21 protein-coding genes are annotated in these 25,227 nt (G+C 65.0%); 11 read left to right on the top strand and 10 right to left on the bottom strand.

From position 1 onward, the window contains the following. Positions 1-9: 9 nt before the first annotated feature. Genes MLE18_RS08085 through MLE18_RS08065 form a run of 5 tightly spaced genes read left to right on the top strand, consistent with a single transcriptional unit; the run spans position 10 to position 3,915 of the window. A complete protein-coding gene (locus MLE18_RS08085; protein ID WP_243438281.1) occupies positions 10-1,233 on the top strand; it encodes a class I SAM-dependent rRNA methyltransferase in 1,224 nt (407 codons plus the stop codon). Beyond that, positions 1,230-2,033, top strand: coding sequence for an MlaE family ABC transporter permease (locus MLE18_RS08080; protein WP_243438280.1), 804 nt, complete (start codon positions 1,230-1,232; stop codon positions 2,031-2,033). The genes MLE18_RS08085 and MLE18_RS08080 overlap by 4 nt, the downstream gene beginning before the upstream one ends. A 46-nt stretch (positions 2,034-2,079) precedes the next feature. Beyond that, entirely contained in the window at positions 2,080-2,538 is a 459-nt protein-coding gene (gene mlaD / locus MLE18_RS08075) for an outer membrane lipid asymmetry maintenance protein MlaD (protein WP_243438279.1), read from the top strand. Further along, complete coding sequence (locus MLE18_RS08070; RefSeq protein WP_243438278.1) at positions 2,538-3,110, top strand: Tgt2/MlaC family protein; 573 nt, start codon at positions 2,538-2,540, stop codon at positions 3,108-3,110. The genes mlaD and MLE18_RS08070 overlap by 1 nt, the downstream gene beginning before the upstream one ends. 10 nt (positions 3,111-3,120) lie before the next feature. Continuing rightward, the gene (locus MLE18_RS08065; protein WP_243438277.1) at positions 3,121-3,915 is read left to right on the top strand and encodes an MlaA family lipoprotein; all 795 of its coding nucleotides are present in this window, start codon (positions 3,121-3,123) and stop codon (positions 3,913-3,915) included. Positions 3,916-4,002: 87 nt separating this feature from the next. On the opposite strand, the gene MLE18_RS08060 is transcribed toward MLE18_RS08065, so the two are convergent. Further along, positions 4,003-5,796, bottom strand: coding sequence for a diguanylate cyclase domain-containing protein (locus MLE18_RS08060; protein WP_243438276.1), 1,794 nt, complete (start codon positions 5,794-5,796; stop codon positions 4,003-4,005). Between the two features lie 100 nt (positions 5,797-5,896). Further along, positions 5,897-6,160 carry a hypothetical protein gene (locus MLE18_RS08055; RefSeq protein WP_243438275.1) on the bottom strand — a complete coding sequence of 88 codons (264 nt, stop codon included), beginning with the start codon at positions 6,158-6,160 and terminating at the stop codon, positions 5,897-5,899. A gap of 135 nt (positions 6,161-6,295) precedes the next feature. Here MLE18_RS08055 and MLE18_RS08050 point away from each other — a divergent pair, with 135 nt between their 5' ends. Next, positions 6,296-6,676 carry a restriction endonuclease gene (locus MLE18_RS08050; protein ID WP_243438274.1) on the top strand — a complete coding sequence of 127 codons (381 nt, stop codon included), beginning with the start codon at positions 6,296-6,298 and terminating at the stop codon, positions 6,674-6,676. Between the two features lie 7 nt (positions 6,677-6,683). On the opposite strand, the gene MLE18_RS08045 is transcribed toward MLE18_RS08050, so the two are convergent. Then, positions 6,684-8,006, bottom strand: coding sequence for an NAD(P)/FAD-dependent oxidoreductase (locus tag MLE18_RS08045; protein WP_243438273.1), 1,323 nt, complete (start codon positions 8,004-8,006; stop codon positions 6,684-6,686). 342 nt (positions 8,007-8,348) lie between these two features. Between MLE18_RS08045 and MLE18_RS08040 the strand changes: the two genes are divergently transcribed. The 5 genes from MLE18_RS08040 (at position 8,349) to MLE18_RS08020 (ending at position 16,291) form a co-directional block, all read left to right on the top strand. Then, entirely contained in the window at positions 8,349-10,445 is a 2,097-nt protein-coding gene (locus MLE18_RS08040) for an acetate--CoA ligase family protein (RefSeq protein WP_243438272.1), read from the top strand. A gap of 21 nt (positions 10,446-10,466) precedes the next feature. Continuing rightward, the gene (locus MLE18_RS08035; RefSeq protein WP_243438271.1) at positions 10,467-11,534 is read left to right on the top strand and encodes a phosphotransacetylase family protein; all 1,068 of its coding nucleotides are present in this window, start codon (positions 10,467-10,469) and stop codon (positions 11,532-11,534) included. A gap of 32 nt (positions 11,535-11,566) precedes the next feature. Continuing rightward, a complete protein-coding gene (gene nifJ, locus MLE18_RS08030; protein ID WP_243438270.1) occupies positions 11,567-15,205 on the top strand; it encodes a pyruvate:ferredoxin (flavodoxin) oxidoreductase in 3,639 nt (1,212 codons plus the stop codon). 330 nt (positions 15,206-15,535) lie between these two features. Next, complete coding sequence (locus MLE18_RS08025) at positions 15,536-15,892, top strand: hypothetical protein (protein WP_243438269.1); 357 nt, start codon at positions 15,536-15,538, stop codon at positions 15,890-15,892. A gap of 153 nt (positions 15,893-16,045) precedes the next feature. After that, entirely contained in the window at positions 16,046-16,291 is a 246-nt protein-coding gene (locus MLE18_RS08020) for a hypothetical protein (RefSeq protein ID WP_243438268.1), read from the top strand. 80 nt (positions 16,292-16,371) lie between these two features. Here the strand turns inward: MLE18_RS08020 and MLE18_RS08015 are convergent, their stop codons facing one another. The 7 genes from MLE18_RS08015 to MLE18_RS07985 form a co-directional block, all read right to left on the bottom strand. Further along, positions 16,372-16,950: a flavin reductase family protein gene (locus MLE18_RS08015; protein ID WP_243438267.1), complete on the bottom strand. Its 579-nt coding sequence runs from the start codon at positions 16,948-16,950 to the stop codon at positions 16,372-16,374. Between the two features lie 120 nt (positions 16,951-17,070). Continuing rightward, positions 17,071-17,499 carry a MarR family winged helix-turn-helix transcriptional regulator gene (locus MLE18_RS08010; RefSeq protein WP_243438266.1) on the bottom strand — a complete coding sequence of 143 codons (429 nt, stop codon included), beginning with the start codon at positions 17,497-17,499 and terminating at the stop codon, positions 17,071-17,073. A gap of 316 nt (positions 17,500-17,815) precedes the next feature. Beyond that, the gene (gene ldhH, locus MLE18_RS08005) at positions 17,816-19,945 is read right to left on the bottom strand and encodes an L-lactate dehydrogenase (quinone) large subunit LdhH (RefSeq protein WP_243438265.1); all 2,130 of its coding nucleotides are present in this window, start codon (positions 19,943-19,945) and stop codon (positions 17,816-17,818) included. Further along, the gene (locus tag MLE18_RS08000; RefSeq protein WP_243438264.1) at positions 19,945-20,496 is read right to left on the bottom strand and encodes a LutC/YkgG family protein; all 552 of its coding nucleotides are present in this window, start codon (positions 20,494-20,496) and stop codon (positions 19,945-19,947) included. The genes ldhH and MLE18_RS08000 overlap by 1 nt, the downstream gene beginning before the upstream one ends. Positions 20,497-20,973: 477 nt before the next feature. Continuing rightward, entirely contained in the window at positions 20,974-21,720 is a 747-nt protein-coding gene (locus MLE18_RS07995) for a LytR/AlgR family response regulator transcription factor (protein ID WP_243438263.1), read from the bottom strand. Continuing rightward, the gene (locus tag MLE18_RS07990) at positions 21,717-23,984 is read right to left on the bottom strand and encodes an ABC transporter substrate binding protein (protein ID WP_243438262.1); all 2,268 of its coding nucleotides are present in this window, start codon (positions 23,982-23,984) and stop codon (positions 21,717-21,719) included. Before MLE18_RS07990 ends, MLE18_RS07995 begins: the two co-directional genes overlap by 4 nt. 186 nt (positions 23,985-24,170) lie before the next feature. Then, complete coding sequence (locus MLE18_RS07985) at positions 24,171-24,791, bottom strand: nitrous oxide reductase accessory protein NosL (RefSeq protein ID WP_243438261.1); 621 nt, start codon at positions 24,789-24,791, stop codon at positions 24,171-24,173. Positions 24,792-25,227 lie beyond the last annotated feature (436 nt).

Raw genomic sequence — 25,227 nt, 5'->3', positions numbered from 1 at the left:
CCGTCGCTTATGAACCTTCCCATTCTCCATTTGAAGAAGCACGAGGAACGCCGCCTCAAGGTGGGGCACCTCTGGGTGTTCTCCAACGAGGTGGACACCGCCCGCAGTCCGCTCGCATCCTTCAGCCCCGGCGACCAGGCGGTTGTGGTCTCTGCGCGCGGCCAGGCGCTTGGCGTCGGCTACGTGAACCCGGGGTCGCTGATCCTGGCGCGCATCTGCGACCAGAACCCTGGCGCACGCCTCGGCAGGGACTGGCTGCGGGAGAGGATTGCCCAGGCCCTTGCCCTGCGCGAGGCGCTCTTCCCACGGCCGTACTACCGCATGGTTTTCGGCGAGGGCGACCACCTGCCCGGCCTGGTTGTGGACCGCTACGCCGACGTGCTGAGCGTGCAGTTGCTCACCGCCGGCATGGAGCGCCTGCGCCAGGACGTGCTGGACGTGCTGGACGAACTGGTGCGCCCCCGTGCGGTTCTGCTCAAGGGCGACGTGCGCTCCCGCCAGTTGGAGGGCCTGCCCCTTGAGGTGGTGGCCGCCAAGGGCGAAGTGCCGGACGAGGTGGAGGTGCTGGAGGGAGAAGGCCTCTACCGGGCAAGCCTGGCCTCGGGCCAGAAGACCGGCTGGTTCTACGACCAGCGGCCCAACCGTCTGGCGATACTCCCCCTGTGCAAGGGCAGGCGCGTGCTGGACGTGTTCAGCTACGTGGGCGCGCTGGGCGTGGGCGCGGCCCTGGCCGGGGCCAGCGAGGCAGTGTGCGTGGACGCCTCCGGCGCGGCCGTCGAGCACGTCGCCGCCAACGCAGCCCGCAACAACGTTTCCCAGAAGGTGCGCGCCGTGAAGGCCGACGCCCAGGACTTCCTGGAGGAGATGGCCGCCAAAGGCGAACGCTTCGATGTCATCAGCCTGGATCCGCCCGCTTTCGTCAAGCGCAAGAAAGACCTGGACCATGGCATGGGAGCCTACCACACCGTCAACAAGCTGGCCGCCAGGCTGCTTACCCCTGACGGATTCCTGCTCACGGCCTCCTGCTCCCAACACATGGAGGAGCAGCAGTTCCAGCGCCTGATCGTCTCGGCCCTGGCCGGAAAGCGACGCTCCCAGCTCGTCTGGCGGGGCGGCCAGGGGCCGGACCACCCGGTGCACCCGGCAATGCCCGAAACGGCCTACTTGAAATCCCTGCTGTTTCGCGTAACGGCTGCACACGCATCCGGTGACGGCCATTCCCCAAATCCATGAAAGCACTTTCCGGCATTCTCGATATTCCGGCATCCGTCGGGCGCAAGGCCTTGGGGCTGGCCTGGGAGCTTGGCTCCCTGTCCCTTTTCGTCTGCCGTGGCGCCCTGCTGGTCTTCAGCCTGCCGCTGCAATGGGCCAAGACCGTGCAGCAGGTCTTCTTCATCGGGGTAAAGTCCGTCTCGGTGATCCTGCTCATCGGGCTGTTCACCGGCATGGTATTGGGATTGCAAGGGTATTACACGCTAGTAAAGTTCGGGGCCGAAGGCCTGCTGGGCGTGGCCGTGGCCCTCTCCATCATCCGGGAGCTGGGGCCGGTGCTCACGGCCATCATGATAACCGGGCGGGCGGGCTCCTCCATGGCGGCCGAGCTTGGCATCATGCGTATTTCAGAGCAGATAGACGCCCTTGACGCCATGGGCGTCAGCCCCGTGCGATACCTGTTCAGCCCCCGGCTGGCGGCCTCGCTCATCTGCTTCCCGCTCTTGACGGCAATGTTCGACGTCATCGGGATCATGGGCGGCTACCTGACCGGGGTGCTCATGCTGGGCGTGAGCCCCGGCATCTACATGGCCCGCATATATGACGGCGTGGTCATGCAGGACGTCACCAGCGGATTCGTGAAATCAGCCGTGTTCGCGGCTCTGGTGGCCTCGATCTGCTGTTACCAGGGGTATTACGCCCATCGGCGCGAGGGCGGATTCGGCGCCAGAGGCGTGAGCCTGGCCACCACTACTGCCGTCGTGGCCTCCTGCGTGTCCATACTGGCGGCGGACTATGCACTGACTTCGTTTTTGCTGTGAGAAGAATGTTGCATTACAGAATTGGCGGACCTATTGGGTGGGGACAATGAAGAGCTACTCGATTGAAACCGCAGTTGGCCTGTTCGTCCTGGCCGGGCTCCTCTGCGTTGGCTACCTGTCCATCAAGCTCGGGAAGATGGAGGTGTTCGGGGGCGACGGTTACGTGGTCAAGGCCCGGTTCATCGACGTCACCGGACTCAAGGAAGGCGCCAGCGTGGAGTTGGCCGGGGTGCGCGTGGGGAGGGTGGAGGCCATCGGCCTCTCGCCGGACAAGCGCGCCATCCTGGACCTGCGTCTGAGCACGGGCATCAAGCTCACCGACGACGCCATCGTCTCCATCAAGACCAACGGCCTCATCGGCGACAAGTACGTCAAGATCACCCCCGGTGGCGCGGGCGAACCCGTGCCGCCCGGCGGCATGCTGACGGAAACGGAATCTTCCGTGGACCTGCAGGATCTCATCGGCAAGTATGTGTTCGGTGGAGTGAAGGAGGAGAAGAAATGATGGCTCGCGCCATCGGCACGATCCTTTTCGTGCTGCTTTTTTCGCACGCGGCCCTGGCCGGCGAGGCCAAGGACGCGCTGAAGTCCAGCGTGGACGCCGTATTGAACGTGCTGACCACCACCAAGGCCGGAGACTCCGGCCGGGTGGAGAAACTCTATACCGCAGTCGGGCGCGTGTTCGACCCCGAAGAACTGGCCAAGCGGACCTTGGCCGCCAATTGGGACAGCTTCAACCCCGACGAACGCCAGCGCTTCACCAAGGCCTTCGTCAAGCTGCTGGAGCGCACCTACCTGCGCCGCATCGAGGCATACACCGACGAGAAGGTCGTATTTCTGGACGAATCCCCGCTGGGCGATGGCCGGGCCGAGGTAAGCACCAAAATTGTCACTTCCACCAAGGAGGTGCCTATAGTATACAGGCTCATCAAGAAATCCGACTGGAAGGTCTATGACGTGACGATCGAGGGCGTGAGCCTCGTTCAGAACTACCGCAACCAGTTCAACCAGATCCTGGTCAAGGAATCTCCGGCGCAGCTCATCAGCCGTGTGGAGTCCATGGGTTCGGCCAGCTAGAGGTTTAAAAATGCTCGACGGCAAACGCTCCCTTGTCATTGTGCTGCTGCTCGCGGCCCTCACCGGCCTGGCCGGTTGCGCCACGAAGAAGGCGGCCCCGGCGGCCCCGGCCGACTTCGCAGATGACCTCGGGCCCGTCGTGGCCGACCCCATCGAGCCCTGGAACCGTTTCTGGTTCGCCTTCAACGACAGCCTGTACATCGGCGTGGTCAAGCCCGTCAGCAAGGTGTACACCACCATCGTGCCCAAATACGGCAGGGACCGCATCGAGAACGCCTACTCCAACTTCCTGTTCCCGGTGCGCTTCGTCAACGCCGTGCTCCAGCTCAGGCCGGACATGGCCTCGCGCGAGCTGGGCAGGTTCCTGGTCAACTCCACGTTCGGCATCGGCGGCCTGTACGACCTGGCCGCATCCAAGCCGGACATGGGCCCCCAGAAGCTCGACTTCGGCCAGACCCTGGGCGTGTGGGGCTTCGGGCACGGGTTCTACCTCGTGCTGCCGGTTGTCGGCCCCTCCTCTCTGCGGGACGGCATCGGCATAGCCGGGGATGTGGCCGTCCAGCCCACAACCTACCTGCAAACGCCCATAGTGCTCACCCTGGCCATTTCCGGGGCGGGCCGCATGAACCGGTTCCCCGAGATGATCGACATCTACGAGGAGCTCAAGCGCTCCTCCATCGAGCCTTACACCGCCGCCCGCGATGCCTACGTGCAGCTGCGCGCCAAGATCATCGAGGACGCCAGGCGCTCCAACCCGGTCTTCGGCGGCCAGAGGACGCCCGCGGCGGCCGCGACCGCGCCCTAGCCTCATAACGAGCCCGCAAACGAATCCGGCCCGGCCGCATCCGAAGATGCGCGCCGGGCCGTCAAGCTTTCGAGGGGTTCCGCCCGATCAGCGCGGAGGCAAGCCCGTGTCCGGTTGCCCGTCCGGGCCGGAGTCGGAGAACCGGAAGGCGTTTCGTCCGGCGCCCTTGGCGGCGTACATGGCCTTGTCGGCCTTCTGGATCAGGGTCGCGGCATCGGAGCCGTCCCAGGGATAGAAGGACACGCCGATGCTGGTGGAGAGCTTGAGCGTATGCCCGCCGATGGCGTACGCCTCGAACACGGCGCGCAGCATCTTCCCCGCCACGGCGGCCGCGCCCTCGGGGGTCTTGACCTCGGGCAGGATGACCAGGAATTCGTCCCCGCCCATGCGGCCCACCGTGTCCGACTTGCGCAGCAGCCCGCCCAGACGGCCGGCCACGGCCTGAAGCAGCTGGTCCCCGATGTTGTGACCCAGCGTGTCGTTGACCTGCTTGAAACCGTCCAGGTCCAGGAGCATCACGGCCAGCAGGCTCCCTTTGCGCCTGGCCTGGGCCAGGCCCTGCTCCAGCCTGTCCGCCACCAGGAAGCGGTTGGGCAGGCCGGTGAGCGCGTCGTGGTAGGCCATGCGCCTGACGGTCTCCTCGGCGGTGCGCTTCTCGGTCACGTCCTGCAGCGTCAGCAGGAAGCCCTCGGCCTGGTTTCCGCCCCCGCGAATGCCGTTCACACGCCCCTCAAGATAGCGCATGCCTTCCGCGCTGCCTACCTGGACGCAGAAACCGTGCTCCTTGCCGCGCTTGGCGTCTGCGAGGATCTTCCTGAAACTCCGGGCCGTCACCCCCAAGGCCCGGTGCAGCCCCAGCAGATCCTGCCCTATTCCCTCGCCCTCGGGCAGGGAGAGCATCCTGCGCGCGGCCTGGTTGACGAAGGCCAGCGTGTTTCCTTCGCTGGCGACGATGCCCAGGTCCATGGAGGAATTGAGGATGCTGTCAAGATAGATGGATTTCCGGGCCGCCTCGCCCACGGCCTCCCGCAGCATCTCGTCCTTTTCGCGGATGACCTCGCGCAGCATTTCGACATAGCGCGCCTCCATCCCCTTGACGATGTCGGACTGGGTCAGCAGGCCGCGCACATCGCCAGCGCCGTCCACAACAACGAGCCTGCGAACCTTCTTCCTGCTCATCAGGGCTGCGGCGTTGTGCACGGAGGTATCCTCGTCCACGCAGACCACCGGCCGGGACATGGCCTGTCCGAGCAGCGTGGCTTTCAGGTCCAGGCTATCGGAGAGCAGCCCGACCATGTCTCGCTCCGTGAGTATGCCCTCCGGCTTGCCGCCGGAAACGGCCACCACGCAACTGAACGGCCCGCGGATCATCAGTTCCATGGTTTCGGACAGGTTCGCCTCGGTGGAAAGAGTGGCCAGGGCGCGCGTCATGATCTGGCCCACGCGCTTGACCTCCACGAAGTATTCCACGCCCAGATGCTGGACCATGTTGGTCTGGGTGACCATGCCCACGGCCCGGCCTTTGGCGTCCACAACCACGAGGTGCCGGATGCCTTTGTTCAGCAATAGGCTGAAGGCCTCGTGTACGGGCGTGTCCTCGACGGCGGTGCACACCGGAGAAGTCATGATCTCGCGCAACGGACGCTTCAAGCCGTCCTGCCCGGTCCCGGCCAGGGCTGTGAGGGCACCCCTCTCGGTGAGAATGCCCACGGGCCGCCCCCGGTTCAGACAGACCAGGGCGCTGATGCGCTCCTTGTGCATCTGCCCCAGGGCGCGGCCCAGGGTCGCGCCGGAGCGGATGCTGATGAGCCCATGGGCGAGGATGTCCTTGAGGATGGTTCGTGAGCGTGGACTGGTAATCGCGGGGTGGGTGACGGACATGGTGACTACGCCTGTAATGAGATTGCTTCTTATACAGTTTTCATACGCACATGTCGACCCACTTGAACACGACGTAATCCGCCCGCTGTGGCAGATTCGACTATTTCCTGAATCCGCGCAGCATCAGCCTGTCGCAATGATGCTCGCAGGCGTCGATGCGGGCCTCCTCGCGGATCTCGCGCGACCAGTCAGCCGGAGTGTTTCCCGGCTTGCGGACGTGCTTCCGGCAGGCTTCGATGCACTGGCGGTACTTCTCGGCCAATCGGCGCTCCTTCTCGCTCTCGGACGAGGCCGCCAGGCCCGGTCCGGCGAAAACGCAGGTCAGTGCGAACGCCAAAACCGGTACTGCGAGAAGTTTGTTCATGGTTTTTCCACTTTCCTTGCTCCTCCTATCGGCAGCTGCCTCTTGCATTTTAGGGCCGGAAGGCTCACAGGGAGCATATCCTGCGCCGACGGGGCGCAAAACGGCACGAATCGAAACCATTTCTCGGGAGGGCACATGAGCGGGACGACCACGCGCAAACTCGGCGCGCTCGAGTCCATCCGCAAGTTCTGCGTGGCCTGCATGGGCGGCTCCTACCAGTTGGTGGCCGAATGCGGCGCCCTCGGCTGCCCCCTGCACGCCTTCCGCATGGCCGACGCCGAAGGCGCGGACAGGCCCCCCGTGCGCGCCATCCGCAGGCAATGCCTGATCTGCTGCGGGGACCGCGAGGGAGTGCGTGCCTGCGCCGCCTCGCCTGGCTGCCGCGCGCCCTTCGAGCCCTGCCCACTGTGGCGCTTCCGCCTCGGCTCCCGCCCTGAAATCTTCGAGCGCCGCAAGCGCAAGGCGCAGCGAACTCCCCTGACCCTTCCCGGGCTCACCCTGCCCAAACCGGCTTGACTGGTCCCTAGCGTCCGTCCTTCCCCCCGGCGGGACGTTCCTCTTCCGCATGCTTGTCCCCGCGCGCCCTCCTGGCCCTCGCGGGGATGATCAGGCGCACCGAGCGTTCGAAGAACAGGTAGTCCCAGGCCCAGTTGATGAGCACCGCCAGCCTGTTTCTGAAGCCGATGAGCATCATCAGGTGCACGAAGAGCCATGCGGCCCAGGCCCCGAAGCCCATGATGCGCAGCCTGCCCAGGCTGGCCACCGCCGCCGACCGCCCGATGGTGGCCATGACCCCCTTGCTGCGGTAGCGGAAGGGCTTGAGCTGCTTGCCTTCGAGCAGGCGCACTGCGTTTCTGGCGGCCGCGCGCCCCTGGTCCATGGCCACGGGGGCCAGCATGGGCAGCGCTCCGCCCGGCCCCTCGAACCAGGACATGTCCCCCACCACGAATATGTCCGGGTGGGAGCGGGCCTGCAGGTTCTCGTTCACGGGGATGCGACCGCCTGGGCCGACCTCCAGCCCCAGATCCCGGGCAACGTCCGGCCCGCTGACGCCCGCGGCCCAGACAACCGTGCGTGTGGGCAGGGAGCTGCCGTCCTTGAAATCAACCCTGTCCGGCGACACCCTGGAGACCACGGCGCCCAGGTGCACCTCCACGCCTTTGCGGCCCAGGGTGTTCAAGGCGTAGCGCTGCTGCGACTCGTGGAAGGGGCCGAGCACCTTGTTCCCGGCCTCCAGCAGCACCACGCGGGCCTGGCTCAGGTTCAGCAGGGGGAAATCCTTGGCGACAGGCCCACGGATGAGCTCCGCCAGGGCCCCGGCGAACTCCACGCCCGTGGGGCCGCCCCCGGCCACCGCGAAGGTGAGCAGTTCGCGCTGCAGGGCCGGTTCGTCCGTGAGGGAGGCCAGCTCGAACATGCGCATGATGTGGTTGCGCAGGACGATGCCCTCCTCCAGGCTCTTGAGCCCGAAGCAGTTCTCGGGCGCGCCCTGCACGCCGAAGAAGTTGGTCTGGCTGCCCAGCGCCAGGATCAGGCAGTCGTAGGGGACGGGCGGGCCGTCGGTCAGCAGGGCGCGGGCTCCGAAATCGATGCCGCGCACCTCGCCCAGAGCCACGCGCACGTTGCGGCAGTCCCTGAACACTCCGCGCACTGGGTAGGCCACCTGGCTGGGCTCCAGTTCGGCCGCCGCTACCTGGTACAGAAGAGGCAGGAAGGTGTGGAAGTTGTGCCTGTCCACAAGCACCACGTCCACGCCCGCCCCGGCCAGGGTCTTGGCCGCCCAGAGCCCTCCGAAACCGGCCCCGGCGACAACCACCGTCTTCGCTGCGCTTCCAGCCTGCGGCATGCCTCCTCCTTCCAGCATTGGCGCTGATTCCCGGCGTCATTGACGCCCCCCCGCTCTTGGGGCATAGAATGCGGCCAGCCTGCCCGCCGCTGTCCGAACTACCGGACGGATTCTCCCCATGCGACCGTCCGAATAACCGGACAAACAGCGTCATTCCGGTGGACCGGACAGCCGCTTTTCGCCTTAAGCTACCGATATCACGACTTTAGGTACAATGGAACGGAAGTTGTATTAGTTTTTTTCGGCCATAAGCCGAAGCGGTTCCGCCAGGGGGACTAGGCGGCCGCTTTTTTCCAACCAACTGGACTTTCCTGGGCCGCGCCCAGCCTTGTGGAGAAACGGATGCACCTTGACGCGCTTTTCAGCCCGAAAACCGTGGCCGTCATCGGCGCATCCAGGTCTCCCGGGAAGATTGGCCACACCATCTTCAAGAACATGATCGAGGCCGGCTTCAAGGGGGAGCTCTTCCCCGTCAATCCCAAGCCCGGCACCATCCTGGGCCACACCATCGTCACCGACATCTCCAAGCTGCCCCCCTCGCTGGACCTGGCCGTGCTGGCCGTGCCGCGCGACGCCGTGCCCGGCGTGCTCAAGTCCCTGATCCCGCACAGGCTGCGGGCCGCCGTGGTCGTCTCCGCCGGATACCGCGAATCCGGGCGCGAGGGCTGGAAGATCGAGGCCGAAGTGGCCCGCATATGCCACGACAACGACATCGCCCTCATCGGCCCCAACTGCCTGGGCGTGCTCTCCACCGCGGACGGGCTCAACGCCTCCTTCGCCCCCGGCTTCCCCAAGCGCGGGGACATCGCGTTCTTCTCGCAGTCCGGGGCGCTGTGCTCCGCCATCATGGACTGGGCCATCGGCGAATCCGTGGGTTTCTCCAAGTTCGTGAGCCTGGGCAACAAGGCCGTGGTGGACGAAACCCACATGCTCTACTCCCTCTCGCAGGACCCGGACACCAAGGTCGTCCTGGGCTACATCGAGAACATCGAGCACGGCGAGGCATTCCTGCGCATGGCCCGCAAGATCACGCGGGAGAAGCCCGTGATCGTGCTCAAGGGAGGCACCACCGCAGCCGGGGCCAAGGCCGCGTCCTCGCACACCGGGTCCATGGTGGGCTCCGAGCACGCCTACGAGGCGGCCTTCCGCCAGACCGGCATCCTGCGCGCCCGGACCATCTCCGAAATGTTCGACCTGGCTCAGGCCTTCTCCACACAGCCCCTGCCCGCCGGGCCGAGGCTGGCCATCGTCACCAACGCGGGCGGCCCCGCCATCCTGGCCGCCGACGCCACGGAGAAGTCCCACCTGGCCATGGCCCAGCTTTCCGCGGGCACCGTGGAGGCGCTCAAGAAGAGCCTGCCCACCACGGCGGGCATCTACAACCCCGTGGACCTCCTGGCCGACGCCGACGACTCCCGTCTGCGCAAGAGCGTCGCCGCCCTGCTGGCCGACCCCCTGGTGGACTCGCTGCTGGTGCTCATCGCGCCCACTGCCTTCACAGACGCCGCCAAGATGGCCAAGGCCGTGGTCAAGGCCGCCGACGGCACCCTCAAGCCCGTGATGTGCTGCTTCATGGGCAAGTCCCGCATGGAGGAGGGGGTGGCCATCCTCAAGGAGGCCAAGATCCCCTGCTACACCTTCCCGGAGCAGGCCGTGCGCAGCCTGGAGGCCATGTACCGCTACGGCCTGCGCAAGAGCCGCCCCTCCCCGGTGATGGCCAGCGTGGAAGGCCGCAAGGACATCGTCCGCCGCGTCATCAAGGACGTGCGCGCCCAGGGCATGACCGAGATCCCCGAGGAACTGGCCCAGGAAGTGCTCAGGGCCTACGACCTCCCCGCCGCCGACGCCATCCTGGCCAGAACTTCCGACGAGGCCCTGGCCGCGGCCGCGAAGATCGGCTATCCTGTGGTGTGCAAGGTGGCCTCGCCCCAGATAACCCACAAGGCCGACGCCGGGGGCGTCGCCACGGGCGTCTCCACCCCGGAGGAGCTGCGCTCGGCCTTCCTGGACATCACCGGGCACGTGAAGATCACCCGGCCCGACGCCCACGTGAGCGGCTGCATGGTGCAGGCCCAGGCCCCCGACAACATGGTCGAGGTGACCATCGGCTTCAGGCGCGACGACAATTTCGGCCCCCTGCTGCGCTTCGGCCTCTCCGGCATCTACACCGACGTGCTGGGGGACGTGAGCTACCGCCTCGCCCCCGTCTCCATGCACGACGCCCGGCAGCTCATCCGCGAGATCGACTCCTACATGCTGCTCAAGGGCGTGCGCGGGCAGGCCCCTGTCGACATCGAGGCCCTGGAGGACATCGTGATCCGCGTCTCCCAGATGGCCCTGGATTTTCCCGAGATCTACGAGGCCGAACTCGGCCCGGTGCTGGTCAACAACGAGCGCGCGATCATCGCTGACGCGCGGCTCATGCTTCTGCCACAATAGCGAACGGAGAACCCACACACCATGCCCGGCCTGTACATCGGTTCCACCGTCCCCTTTTCAGGGAAGAACACCCTCTGCCTCGGACTTGGCCTCAAGTTCCGCGCCGAGGGGTTGAGCGTCGGCTACTTCAAGCCCGTGGGGGCGCAGGCCGCCAGGATCGGCGACGCCTGGGGCGACCTTGACGCCCACACCATCAGCCAGGCCCTCGGGCAGGACATCCCGCCCGAACTTGCCACCCCGGTGCTCGTCACCCAGGACTTCATGCACAAGGCCTTCGCCCAGGGCCCGGGCATCGACCGCACCGGCCCCATCGTGGAGGCCTACAAGAAGATCTCCAAGGGCAAGGACATCACCCTCATCGGGGGATCGGGCGGGTTCTCGCACTCCGGGCTCTACGCCGGGGTCGACGGCCCCACCGTGGCCAAGGCCCTGGATGCGCCCGTGCTCATCGTGGACCGCTGCACCCACGAGATGCACTACGACAGCCTGCTCTCCATCAAGGAGACCCTGGGCGACAAGTTGCTCGGCTGCGTGCTCTCGGACGTCCCCGGCCACTACATGGAGGAGCTCAACGCCGTGCTCATCCCCTTCCTGGCCTCGCGGGGCATCAAGGTGCTGGGGCTCATCCCGCACGACAGGCTGCTCGGCGCCATCACGGTCAACGCGCTGGCCGAGCGCCTGGGCGGCAAGCTCATCTCCAGCGCCCACAGGGGCGACGTGGTGGCCGAGAGCTTCCTCATCGGCACCATGCAGGTGGAGAATTTCCTGACGCATTTCCGCAAGTACCCCAAAGCGGCCGTCATCCTGGGCGGCGACCGCTCGGACCTGCAGCTGGTGGCCATCGAAGGCCGCTGCGCCTGCCTGATCCTCACCGGCAACCTCTACCCCAACGACATCATCCTCTCGCGCGCCGAAAACGCGGAGGTGCCCATCATGGTGGTCCGGGACGATACATATTCCGTGGCCCGCAGAATGGAGTCCCTGCTCGCCAGGCACAAGCTGCGCGACCCCCACAAATTCCAACAAGCCGCCCAGCTTGTGGCCTCCAACCTCGACGTTGCGGCCATCAAGCAGGGTCTTGGACTCTAACCCATATACATCCCTATAAAAAGGAACGAGTAATGGCACAGAAAATCATCAAAACCGTGGACGGCAACACCGCCACCTCGTGGGTGGCCTACGCCCTGTCCGAGTGTGCGGCCATCTACCCCATCACGCCCTCCTCCAACATGGGCGAAATGGTGGACGATTGGGCCTCCCAGGGAATGAAGAACATCTTCGGCCAGAAGGTCTCCGTTCGTGAGATGCAGTCCGAGGCCGGCGCCGCCGGCGCCGTGCACGGCTGCCTGGCCGCCGGCGCGCTCACCAGCACCTACACCTGCTCGCAGGGCCTGCTGCTGATGATCCCCAACATGTACAAGATCTCCGGCGAGCTGCTGCCCGGCGTGTTCCACGTGTCCGCCCGCGCCGTCGCCGCCCACGCCCTCTCCATCTTCGGCGACCACCAGGACGTCATGGCCTGCCGCCAGACCGGCTTCGCCATGCTGGCCGGCTGCTCCGTCCAGGAAGCCCACGACATGGCCCTGGTGGCGCACCTCGCCGCCATCGAGTCCAGCGTGCCCTTCCTGCACTTCTTCGACGGCTTCCGCACCTCCCACGAAGTGCAGAAGATCGAAGTGCTGCCCGTCGAGGAGATCGGCAAGATGGTGAACCAGGAGAAGGTCGCCGAGTTCCGCGCCCGCTCCATGAACCCCGAGCACCCCCAGGTTCGCGGCACCGCCCAGAACCCCGACATCTACTTCCAGGGCCGTGAAGCCGCCAACAAGTACTACGAGGCCGTGCCCGGCATCGTGAAGCAGGTCATGAAGAAGGTCTCCGCCGCCACCGGCCGGAGCTACGGCCTGTTCGAGTACTATGGCGCCCCCGACGCCGACCGCGTCGTCGTGGCCATGGGCTCCTCCTGCGAGGCCATCAAGGAAGTGATCGACGCCTGCAAGGGCGAGAAGATCGGCCTGGTCACCGTGCGCCTGTACCGCCCCTGGAACGCCGAGGCCTTCCTGGAAGTGCTGCCCAAGAGCGCCAAGACCATCACCGTGCTCGACCGCACCAAGGAGCCCGGCTCTCTGTACGAGCCCCTCTACCTCGACGTCTCCACCACCCTGCGCGACGCCGGCAACGACGCCCTGCTGCTGGGCGGCCGCTACGGCCTGGGCTCCAAGGAGTTCACCCCGGCCATGATCAAGGCCGTGTTCGACAACATGGCCGCCGGCAAAAAGAAGCGCTTCACCGTCGGCATCAACGACGACGTGAGCCGCATCTCCCTGGACGTGCCCGCCTTCGCCGACACCACCCCCGCCGGCACCGTGCAGTGCAAGTTCTGGGGCCTGGGCTCCGACGGCACCGTCGGCGCGAACAAGGAAGCCATCAAGATCATCGGTGACAACACCGACATGTACGCCCAGGGCTACTTCTCCTATGACTCCAAGAAGTCCGGCGGCATCACCGTGTCCCACCTGCGCTTCGGCTCCTCGCCGATCCGTTCAACCTACCTGGTGAACGCGGCCGACTACGTGGCCGTGCACAAGGCCAACTACGTCCAGCTCTACGACGTGCTCGAGGGCATCAAGGAAGGCGGCACCTTCGTGCTGAACTCCAACTGGACCCTGGCCGACATGGAAGCCCAGCTGCCCGCCGCCTTCAAGCGCGCCGTGGTGGCCAAGAAGCTGAAGTTCTACAACATCGACGCGGTCAAGATCGCGCAGTCCGTGGGCCTGGGCGGCCGCATCAACATGATCATGCAGACCGCCTTCTTCAAGCTCTCGGGCGTGCTGCCCTTCGAGAAGGCCGTGGAGCTGCTCAAGAAGTCCATCCAGAAGGCCTACGGCCGCAAGGGCGAGAAGATCGTCCAGATGAACATCGACGCCGTGGACCAGTGCGTGGCCAACCTGGAGGAAGTGAAGTACCCCGCCTCCTGGGCTGACGCCGCCGACGCCGCCAAGAGCGCCGAGACCGCTCCCGACTACATCACCAAGGTCGCCCGCCCCGTGCTGGCCCAGAAGGGCGACGCCCTGCCCGTCTCCCTGTTCGACCCCGCGGGCGTGACCCCGGTCGGCACCTCCCGCTTCGAGAAGCGCGGCGTCGCCATCAACGTGCCCGTGTGGATCAAGGAAAACTGCATCCAGTGCAACCAGTGCGCCTTCGTCTGCCCCCACTCCGCCATCGTCTCCGCCCTGGTGAACGATGAGGAGAAGATGCGCGCCCCCGCCACCTTCGAGACCCTGCCCGCCACCGGCAAGGAGCTCAAGGGCCTGGGCTTCCGCATCCAGATCAACACCCTGGACTGCTACGGCTGCGGCAACTGCGCGGACATCTGCCCCTCCAAGAAGAAGGCCCTGGAGATGGTCGCCATCGAGACCCAGACCGCCGCTGAAGTGCCCAACTTCCAGTTCTGCGAGACCCTGGCTCCCAAGGACGACCTGATGAGCCGCTCCTCCGTGAAGGGCTCCCAGTTCCAGACCCCGCTGATGGAGTTCTCAGGCGCCTGCTCCGGCTGCGGCGAGACCCCCTACGTGCGCGTGCTGACCCAGATGTTCGGCGAGCGCATGATCATCGCCAACGCCACGGGCTGCTCCTCCATCTGGGCCGGCTCCGCCCCCACCACCCCCTACTGCGCCAACAAGAACGGCCACGGTCCCGCCTGGGGCAACTCCCTGTTCGAGGACTGCGCCGAGTTCGGCTTCGGCATCGGCTTCGCCGTGGCCCAGCGCCGCGAGCTGCTCAAGAGCAACATCGTCGCCGCCCTGGCCGAGCCCCTGTCCGACGACCTGAAGGTCGCCTTCACCGGCTGGCTGGACGGCTACATGGACGCCGACAAGTCCGCCCTGTTCGCCAAGCAGATCAAGTGCCTGCTGGCCTCCTGCTCCGACAAGTCCGCCGCTCTGAAGGCCATCGAGGCTGACGCCGACATGCTGGTCAAGAAGTCCGTGTGGTGCTTCGGCGGCGACGGCTGGGCCTACGACATCGGCTTCGGCGGCCTGGACCACGTCATCGCCTCCGGCGAGGACGTCAACATCCTGGTGATGGATACCGAAGTGTACTCCAACACCGGCGGCCAGGCCTCCAAGGCCACCCCCACGGGCGCCATCGCCAAGTTCGCCGCCGCCGGCAAGCGGACCCGCAAGAAGGACCTTGCCCGCATCGCCATGACCTACGGCAACGTCTACGTGGCCTCCGTGTCCATGGGCTACAACAAGCAGCAGCTGATGAAGGCCTTCGCCGAAGCCGAAGCCTACGCCGGCCCCTCCATCATCATCGCCTACGCCCCCTGCATCAACCAGGGCATCAAGCGCGGCATGGGCAAGACCCAGGAAGAAGAGCGCCTGGCCACCGCCTCCGGCTACTGGCCCATCTTCCGCTACAACCCCATGCTGAAGGCCGAGGGCAAGAACCCCCTGACCATCGACTCCAAGACCCCCGACGGCACCGTCGCGGACTTCATCATGGGCGAGAACCGCTTCGCCGCCCTGGACAAGATGATCCCCGACACCGCCAAGCAGCTGCGCGCCACCCTTGAAAGCGACGTGATCGACCGCTGGGTCCAGCTCTGCTCCCTGGCTGGCGTCGACTCCGGCATCGAGGCCGCCAAGGCTGCCGACGCCGCCGCCGTGGCCACCGGCTTCGAAGGCTGCACCCTGAGCTCCACCGCCGAGCATACCGGCGGCGACGGTGAGCCCTGCGACGACGGCCGCGCTGGCAAATAACCCACACCCATAATCCGCCCCGGGCGGCCGCAAGGCCGCCCGGGGTGCATATTTCCCGAGATTCCTGCCGCCCATCCCGGCAGGATGCCCCGCACAGCGCAACGCTGTCGCCCCGGGACCGGCTGGAACAAGACTCGTGGCATCGCCCCACCACAACCCCGCCCTACCCGTCGCGAGTCTATCCACGCTGCCCACACACCGGCCGGTCCTACCGAGCGGGGGGAAATGCCCTCTCCCCCCGCTCTTCTTTTATGCACCTCAACCGGTTGTTCCAGGCACGTTCAGTTATCGCTAGTATCACAGAGCGGCAAACGCCGCCGGGGGATGACCGTGAAGATGTATGCCTGCGCCCTGCTCTGCCTGCTGTTGGCCGCCACTCCCGCCAGCGCCAAGTTCGTGACCCCGCTGCAACTCCTGGAGCAGCTGGATTCCGGTGAATGCTCGAAGAACAACGCGGCCAGGGGCGATATCCTGGGTGTGTACGACAGCTTCGAAGGCACTCTCTACGCCCAGCAGGAAAGCCTCTCAGAGGATGAACTGATCCGCTTCGTCGGCTCCTCCCTGCGAACCCCGGCGAAGGAGACGAGCTTCTCCGCGCAGGTGCTCATCATGCAGGCCCTGGAGGCCTACTTCAAAGCCAAGGAAGGGACGTACACCGTGCGGCCCCAGCCCTTCTCCCATCCGTGAAGGCGCTCCAACAGCGGGTTTGCAGGCGCGCTCGCTGTATTTCAGGGACCAAACCTTTCCGATTTGAAAGATGACCAGAATTTAATGAAACCACTTGAGGTGGGCCGATTCATGCGCTAAAATACTGAAAACCTTTCGAGAGGAGCTTTTCTCATGAAGAAATTGCTTGTTGCTTGCCTGGTCATGGCCATGACCCTGCCCGCCGGCGCCGCCCTGGCCGCCGGAAAGAAGGCCCCCAAAAAGGAAGCCGCCAAGAAGTGGGAATGCACCATGGGCGACAAAAAGATCATGACCGCCACCCTGGACGAGTGCATGAAGATGGGCGGCCTGGTTATGAACTACCCCGGCCCCGCGCCTGCCAAGGCTGCCGCGAAGGCCCCCAAGGCCAAGAAGAAATAGGGTTCAGCCTTCCGGCGCCGATTTCTTCACCGGCGGGGGCATCCGGAAGCCCCCGCCGGTATTTTTTCCTCCACCTGCCTTCAGGATTTCCTTCCGCCCTGCTTGAGCTCCTTCCCGACCTTCCAGCACGGAGCGACCTCCCCCCCTAGGGACCAGTACTTCACGCTGGTCATGTCGAAGAGCAGAGGCCTGAGTGCCGCGATGTCGATCTTGCCCTCCTTGAGCACGGCCTCGTCCGCATAGGTGGCCACGATCTCGCCCACGAAAACGTCGTGTGTCCTGAAATCCACCACCCGGTCCAGCCTGCACTCCATGCACACGGGGCACTGGGCGATCATGGGCGCGCCCTGCAATTCGCCGTTGAAGATTTCGAACAGCGTGGACTTGTCCGTGTTCTTGCCCGAGACGATGCCCACGTAGTCCGTCTCCTTGACCATGTCCTCCGAGGGAATGCACACGCTGAAGGTCTTGTTCTCGTGGATGCCCCGCACGGAATAATGGGCCCGGTTCACCCCGATGGAGATGTACTGGGGCTGGCCGTGATTCATGATGCCCACATGGGCGATGGCCAGAAAGTTGGGGCGCCCGTCCACCACGGTGCCCACGATGGTTGTCAGCGAAGGGTACATGGCGTTGGCTGGACCGAGTTTGCGTTTCATCGTCCTGCTCCGTTCTGGTCTAGGTGTTGAAGGAATGCGCTCCCGTGTGGCAACAGTTGCTTGCGCAAGCAAATTTTACGGCCCGACAAATAACGCGGCTTTTCATGTTCCCGCATGATCTCACCGCTCTCCGAGCTTCTTCGCGGCCTTGTGGATGGACTGGGTCAGCTCCTGACCGCCCTGTTCCCCAAGCACCTCTGAGTAGGCCCGGTGCAGGCCCTTCCAGGCCGCCGCGATCTTCGGGGCCAACTCCCTGGCCTGATCCGTGGGGTGGATGCTGGCGCTCTTGCCCTGCGTGCGGCGCTCGATGAGCCCCCTGGCCACCAGGGCGTCCGCCAGCCGCGTGACCGTGGATGGCGCCAGGTTCAGGCAGCCCGCCAACTCCCCGGAGGATATCCCGGGATTCTCCAGCGCCAGCATGATGAGGAACGCCTGGGATGGCGACAGCCCCAGCGGCTTGAAGCACTCCTCCCCGAGCCGGGTAATGGCTCGGGCCAGGGTGTTGGCCGTGAAGTACAGGCAGTTGTTCAAAAGGCGGTCTGAATCCATGCGCCCTCACTTGCTTGCGCATACAACTATCCAGACGACAGACGGCGGTCAATGGGAATCTTCCTGACCGGCTGATCCTGCAGTGGAGAGAGTCCCGTGCAGAGCGCTGTGAGGATGGAAACGGGCCTCTTCCCGGCCTGGCCAAAACCTGAAACCGAAACGGGGTGCGCGCCGGGACTGACGCCCTCCTACGGGCCTCTCCGGCGGCACCCAAGCGTGAATAGAGACGGCCCTTGCGTGGGAAACATTCCCGCGCAAGGGCCGCCCGACCGGGGAGAACCCGGAGGCGGCTCCAAGCCGCCCCCGGAACAACGTACTATTTCAGGGCGTCGGCAAGCAGCTCCAAGGTGTGCTTCACCTTGATCTTGGAGCCTTCCTTGTCGAAGCCGCCGCGGATCTGCATGACGCAGCCGGGGCAGTCCATGGCCACGGTCTTGCAATCGGTGGCCTTGATGTTGGTGAGCTTGCGGGTCAGGATCGGCTTGGAGATCTCAGGGAACTTGATCGAGTAGGAGCCGCCCATGCCGCAGCAGGTGTCGCACTCGAACATCTCGTTGATCTCGTAGCCCGCCTGGGTCAGCAGCTGGCGCGGCTCCTTCTCGGCGTGCAGGGTGCGCTTGAGGTGACAGGAGTCGTGGTAGGTGACCTTGCCCAACTCGGCGCCTTCCTTGAAGCTCAGCTTGCCCTCGTCCACCAACTGCTTGACGAAGGTGGAGAAGTCCATGGTCTTGGTGGCCAGCCGGCGGGCCTTGGGCAGCTTGTCGCGCTGTCCCAGGTTCTCGTAGACCTCGATGAACTCGTGCTTGAGAGCGCAGGTGCAGGTGGGGCAGGCCGAGATGACGTAATCCACGTCCTTCTCGAGCAGGGCGTTGATGTTGTCCGTGGCGTTGCCCGCGGCAACCTCGTAGGCGCCGTTGTAGCGGGCGGGAGCGCCGCAGCAGGTCTGGCCCTTGGGGAAGGTGACGTTGTAGCCGGCCTTGTTCAGGATTTTCACCAGCTTCTCGCCCATCTCGGGGTAGGCGAAGTCGATGAGGCAGCCGGCGTAGAAGGCCACCTTGCCGGGCAGCACGGGCTGCTTGATGGTGTCGAACACGTCGCGGAAGGGCTTGTCCGCGATGGCGGGCAGGCTGCGGAACTCCGACAGTTCGGAGAGGAACATGGGCAGATGGCGGATGAAGCCGTCCTTGGCCATGAACTTGCCAGCCTTGGAAGCCGCGCGCAGCATGCCGTGGAACAGGTGACGGTTGTTCACCACGGAGAAGATGGCCTTCTGGGTGACGGTCTGGCCCTGCTCCTGCACCAGCCTGCGCCGGATCTCCAGGATCAACGCGGGGATGTCGATCTTGCCGGGGCAGACTTCCTTGCACTTGCCGCACTGAATGCACAGGCCCTGGATGTCCTCGCTCTTCTTGAGTTCGTCGAACCAGGCGGTCAGGATGGTGCCGATGCCGCCGGTGTAGATGTGGCCGAACACGTGGCCGCCCACAAGGCGGTACACGGGGCACACGTTCAGGCAGGAGGCGCAGCGGATGCACTGCAGGGCCTGCTTGAACACGGGGTCGGCGGCCATCTCGGAGCGGCGGTTGTCCATGAGGACGATGTGCATCTCCTTCATGGTGCCGTCGTCGTTGGGCGTGGGGCCGGTGATCAGGCTCACGTAGCTGGTGAGCAGCTGGCTGGTGGCGCTCTTGGGCAGGGCAACCAGGATGGGGGCGGCGTCGGCCCAGGTGGGCACCAGCTTCTCCAGGCCCACCAGGGCCACGTGGATCTTGGGCAGGGAGGTGGTCAGGCGGGCGTTGCCCTCGTTGGTGACCAGGGCGATGGTGCCGGTCTCGGCGATGGCCATGTTGCCGCCTGAGATGCCCATGTCGGCTTCCAGGAACTTGGAGCGCAGCTCCTTGCGGGCCACCTTGACCAGGCGGGGGATGTCGTTGGACAGGCGCTCGTGGACCTCCTTGCTGAACAGGTCGGCCACCTCGTCGCGAGTCATGTGGATGGCGGGCATGACCATGTGCGAGGGTTTTTGCCCGGCCAGCTGGATGATCCACTCGCCCAGGTCCGTCTCGTTGACGGTCAGGCCCTGCTGCTGCAGGTGCTCGTTGAGGTGAATCTCCTCCGAAGCCATGGACTTGGATTTGACGATCTTCTTGACGCCCTTCTCGCGGCAGAGGTTGGCGATGTACTCCTTGGCCTCCTGCGGGCTGCGGGCGCGGAACACCTTGGCCCCGCGAGCGGTGGCCATCTTGGTGAACTGCTCGGCCAGCTCTTCCATATGCTCGGCGGCGTAGCCCTTGATGGCGGCCACGCGGTTGCGCAGGGCTTCGATGTCGATGCCCTCGTAGGCCTTGAGGCGGGCGACGGCGTACGCCTCTGAGAAGCGGCCCAGAGCGCCGCCCAGATTGGGATTATTGAGAGCCTTGTCGACCGAATCTTTGAATGTGGACATTAGTTGGTCCCTCCCAGGTCGTCGATGCAGACCACCACGAGCCGCTGCGGCCCATGCACGCCGATGGTCAGAACGCGTTCGATGTCGGCCGTGCGGCTGGGGCCGGAAATGATGGCCAGGTAGGCGCAGTCCTTGGGGTCGACCTTTTCGAGCAGAGCGGGCATGTCCGGCAGGATCTGGTCGGTGCCGATGATGGCCACGTGGATCCAGGACAGCGAGGAGGCCAGGCGCTCTTCGGCCGGGGTGGAGTTCTGGCACACGGAGCCCGTGTTGGCCAAGCCCCAGTGCATCTGGGTGATGCCGATCTTGGACTGCTCGGCGAAGGTGCGGGTCACGTTGAACTTCAGACCAGGGAACTCCTTCACCAACTCGTCGCGGTCGACACCCTCCAGGAAGGGGCAGTCCGTCCACACCGCGTAGGACTGGGGCTCGTCCGCGATGCCCTCCGTGCCCATGAGTTGACGGATGAAATCCAGGCCCTCTTTTTTGGTGGCGAAGCGGTGCACTTCGGCGCTGACCGCTTCGGCCTTGGCTTTGAACAGATCGAACATGCTTCGGTCCTCCTCGATTAAGGGCTGCGAGTGCGCTGCCCGTTGCAAGCATGCCGCACGCGGTGCGGCCCGTGGAGCGAAATTAGTCACCCTTGCGAGATTTTGCCAAAATAAATTTCAAACAGCTTCAAGAGAGGATGAATGGTGGGCATCCGCGTCCCAAAGGGCATCAGGCGAGGCAGCGCAAGGCTTTGCTGCGGCCTGAACAGCCAACCGGCGTATTGCTTACAACAATTACAGTATGTTACAAAATATGGCCGCCCCAATGGAGCATATTTCGGGCTGAACGGACCGAATATCTGGACCAATGGATGAGGTTTCGCGCCCTGATGATGACCAGGAGGGCGTGCGCAGGCTGCGGCGGCAGCGACCAAAGCGAAGCAATGAAGGATTCCAAAGGAACGAAGTTCCTTTGGCGGGAGAGTCCAGACAGGGCAGCGCCCTCTCTGGCCGCCGGAGGCGTTCCCCGCCGCGCGGCTACAGGTCGAAGTGGGCTTTGAGGTCCTTGGCGTTGTAGCGGCTGACCAGAATCTCCGAGCGTTCCTTGTCGCTCATAATCAGCTTGTAGCTGCCGCCGGACCAGGGAATGATCTCCGCCACGTGGTTCAGGTTCACCAGGTGGCTGCGGTGGGCGCGGAAGAAGCCGTGCGGGGCCAGACGCTCCTCCAACTCGGCGATGGTGGCCTTGGCCGTGTAGCGGCCGTGAACGGCGTGCACGGTGATGCGCCCCTCGTCGCTGGAGACGTAGAAGATGTGCCTGGGGTGCGTGGGCACGATGCGCTCGCCGTCGTAGAGCGGGATGCGCTTCTCCAATTGCTGCGGAGCCGCGGCGGGCGCGGGCTGGCTTGGCTGGCCTTCGTCCAGGCGCAGATAGCGCCGGGCCTTGTCGATGCTCTTGCGCAGCCTGTCCAGCGTGAAGGGCTTGAGGATGTAGTCCAGGGCGTCCAGCTCGAAGGCCTGCACGGCGTGCTCCTCGTAGGCGGTCACGAACACGAGCAGCGGCTTCCGGGGCAGGTCGTCGAACAGGTAGGAGAGCTCCACGCCGGAGAGCCCCGGCATCTGGATGTCCAGGAACACCATGTCGGGCTGCAGGGTGCGCAGCTCCTGCATGGCAGCCGTGCCGTTGGCCGCCTCCCCCACCACGGTCACGTCCTCGATGCGCCCCAGCAGGTAGCGCAACTCGCGCCGCACCGGGCCTTCGTCGTCGATGATGAACACGTTCATTGCGGCGTCACCGGAACGATGGTCGGGATGGTGAAGGAGATGGTGGTGCCCTCGCCCGGCGCGCTCTCGATCTTCAGGCCGTGTTGCGCGCCGTGGATGGCCACCAGACGCGCGTTGACGTTGCGCAGGGCCAGACCGGTGCCCCTGCGCGGGGGAGCGCCGCCGCTCTCGTCCAGCAGGGAGGCGACGGTGGCCGCATCCATGCCCACGCCGTCGTCGCGCACGAAGATGCGGATGACACCGCCTTCGGGGTGTGCCCCGATGACGATCTCACCGCCCTCCTCCTTGGGCATGATGCCGTGGCGCAGGGCGTTTTCCACCAGGGGCTGGAGGATCAGCGGCGGCACGGGGCAGTCCAGCGCGGCCGGATGGATGTCGTAGCTGACGCGCAGCCTCTCCTCGAAGCGGGCGCGCTCGATGGAGAGGTAGTCCTCGCAGTGGTCTATCTCCTTGGAGAGGGGCACGCTCGCGCCGCCGGGCTTGATGTTCTTGCGGAAGAAATCCCCCAGCTTCACGAGCAGGTTGTAGGCCACCTCCGGGTCCGTACGGATGTAGTACATGATGGAGGTGATGGCGTTGAACAGAAAATGGGGGTTGATCTGCGCCTGGAGCATCTTGATCTCGGCGTCCGCGCGCAGCTTCTTCTGCTTTTCCGTCTCGATGAGGGCCAGTTCCGCCTGTTTCTTGCTGGTGATGTCGCGCACGATGGAGATGATGCATTTCTCTCCGCTGATCTCCACCAGTTCGCCCGCCCGCTCGACCGTGATGACCTCGCCGGACTTCAGGCGGTATTGCAGCTCCTGTATCTGGGTGCGGCCCATGCGCAGGAAGGCTTCATCGAGCTCGTAACGCTCCTTGGGGTTGGAATAGATGCCGATGTCAAGCGCGGTCTTGCCCAGCACCTCGGCGCGGGTGAAGCCGGTGATCTTCTCGAAAGCGTCGTTGACGTCCAGATAGGTGCCGTCGGAGAGCCGCATGATGGCGATCCAGTCCGGGCTGTGGCGGAAGATCTTCTCGAACTTCTCCTCGGACTCGCGCAGGCTTGCCTCGATGCGCTTGCGGCGCTGGATGTTCACCCAGAGCGCCAGCAGCATCCCGGACATGAGCAGGAAGGCCACGCCCACGGCCAGCACCTTGCCGGAGTGCTCCTCGTAGAAGGAGGTGGGGCGGCTGACGACCGTGCTGCCCTCCGGCAGCGACTCGGGGGAGATGCCGAAGCGCTTGAGCTGGGCGTAGTCGAACATGAAGCGGTTGGTGCTCTCCTTGACCACGGGGATGCTCCCCGCCCGCTCCCCCGCCAGGATGCGCATGGCCATCTGCGCAGCCAGACGGCCCTGGTCGAACCCGTTGGTGATCATGCCGCCCGTCAGGCCGCGCCCGAGATAGAAATCCCACACGCCGAACACGGGCACCTTGGACTGCCCCGCCACCAGGGAGATGGACTCATTGTAGTCCAGCACGCGCCCGGCCTTGTCCCGGTTGAAGGTCATGAGCAGGACGATGTCCCCCGGAGCCAGGGAGCGCACCTTGGCCAGGAGTTCGTCGGTGGTCAGGTCGTCCAGGTAGACCACGCTGACCTTCTTCTCGAACTCGGGCAGCACTTCGGACAATATCTTCTTGTTGGCCTGCCCCGTTGGGGTGCGGTCGTTGACGACAACCAGCCGGTAGGTGCCCGGGTGCAGCGCGAGGGCCGCGCGCAACGTGCTGCGCACGTCGTAGGCCTCCACCACGCCGGTGTAGGCCCCGGCGCTGTGGGCGATCATGGCCTCGTCGAAGTAGTTGACCCCGCAGAAGACCACCTGCGCCCCGGGGAACAGCGTGTCGCGCCGCGCCAGCAGGAACTGGAAGGCGTCGTCGTCGGTAGCGATGATCACGTCGAAGCGGGAATTGGCGTACTTGCGGCCGTAGTAGGTGGCCAGGCGTTCGCTGTCGGCGGGCTGGGCGTAGCGTTTGGCGTCCATGTATTCGGTGAACACCTCCAGCCCCGGCTTGCCTTCGAGCACCGAGCCGATGCCCGCGTCCTCGCTGTCGGTCCAGGCCAGGCCCTTGTGGTAGGAGTGCAGCACCAGCACCTGCCTGCGCTCCTGAGCGGAGGAAAACGCCTGGGAGGTAGGCGGCTCCGCCTTCTGCGGCTGCGCCTGGGCCTCCGCGCGGCCATGCGCGGCGAGCAGCGCCAGGACTGCCGCCAATGCCGCCAACCGGAGGATTCGGGAGAAGGACGCGATCATGGACGGGCCCTGGTGGTTCATGATGGAGACGAACATGCTGGAAAACGGCCTTGTCCTGAATCAATAGCATGTTCCCCGCCGCAAGGGAATGGGCGGGCCGGATGGCGCAGGCACGGCCGGAAAGCCGCCTGCCAGCCCTGGATCAAGCTGGGAGGGAAGAGAATCCCGCAAATCTGGGGGCCAGGGCGGCAACCCTGGCCCCGTTTCTGCGACATTGGACGATTAGGAAGCCTGCTTGGCCTTCATCATCTTGCGGCGCTCGCGGATCATTTTGGTGTCCGCGGCCATGTCCTCGAAGGCGGCCTGGATCACGGCGTCGAAATCGGCCAGCTTGCCGCCGTGCGCCTTGATGTATGCTTCCGCGGCGGCCTTGTCCGCAAAGGCCCACTTGGCCCGCTTGCTCATCACGCCCGTCTGGTCGCCGCCGAGGACCCAATAGGCCTTCTCGGCGTCGATGAGCTTCTTTGTGCCGTAATCGCCCACCAGGATTTTGACCGGAACCTTGTCCAGGCTCACGGCCATTTCCAGTACGGCGCAGTGCAGGGAGCAGGCCCCATAGGAGGAGCCGTCCTCGAATTCAAGAAGCATGCGCGAATGGGCGAACTTGCCCCGGTTCATGCCGCACAGCGGGCAGGAGGGGTGGGCTTTGACGTCGGGGTCCATGGAGGCCATGTCGCCTGATCCGGCCATGTCGCCGTGGCCGTGCATGCCCCCCTGGGCGGCTGGGGCCTGCTGACCGTGCATGCCGCCCTGGGCTGGGGGAGGCGTCTGGGCCATAGCGGGTGAAGAGACAAAAAGACAGCACGCCAACAAGGCCGTGAGCATGATGGATTTACAGCGCATTCAATCACCTCCTGAATCGGTTGACAATTCGTGGATATTGGCGGGGTGGCTGTCGCAGCCGCCCTGCCCCGCACCGGTGACGGCACAGCAGGGAGTCTGAAGGTATCATCTCTACAGGGAGAATACCTATTAAGCATATCCTGTAGCAGACGCGTGATCTTGCCGCAAGAGTCCATGCACAAATTCCATTGCACTCTGCACGCAGCATTGAAAACACCATAAAAACATAGCGCTCACCATCCGCTCAGCCTCTGCAGCAATTCCGTACAGCGCACACCGGCGCAGACACCGTCACGCAAATTATCAATTTCGACCAAAGCAGTTCGGCTGTTTCAATCCCTAGACATGGCCCCCGAACACTCATGTCATTGGCGGATTGCAGGGCGAGATACACAAATCATCCCATTTTGATCCAATATATACAAGGACACAGGTT

It is taken from the genome of Fundidesulfovibrio soli, assembly GCF_022808695.1.
In the GTDB taxonomy this organism is placed as follows: Bacteria; Desulfobacterota; Desulfovibrionia; order Desulfovibrionales; family Desulfovibrionaceae; genus Fundidesulfovibrio; species Fundidesulfovibrio soli.
Note: the sequence above shows the minus strand (reverse complement) of the source record. Positions and strands in the feature narration are given on the sequence as shown.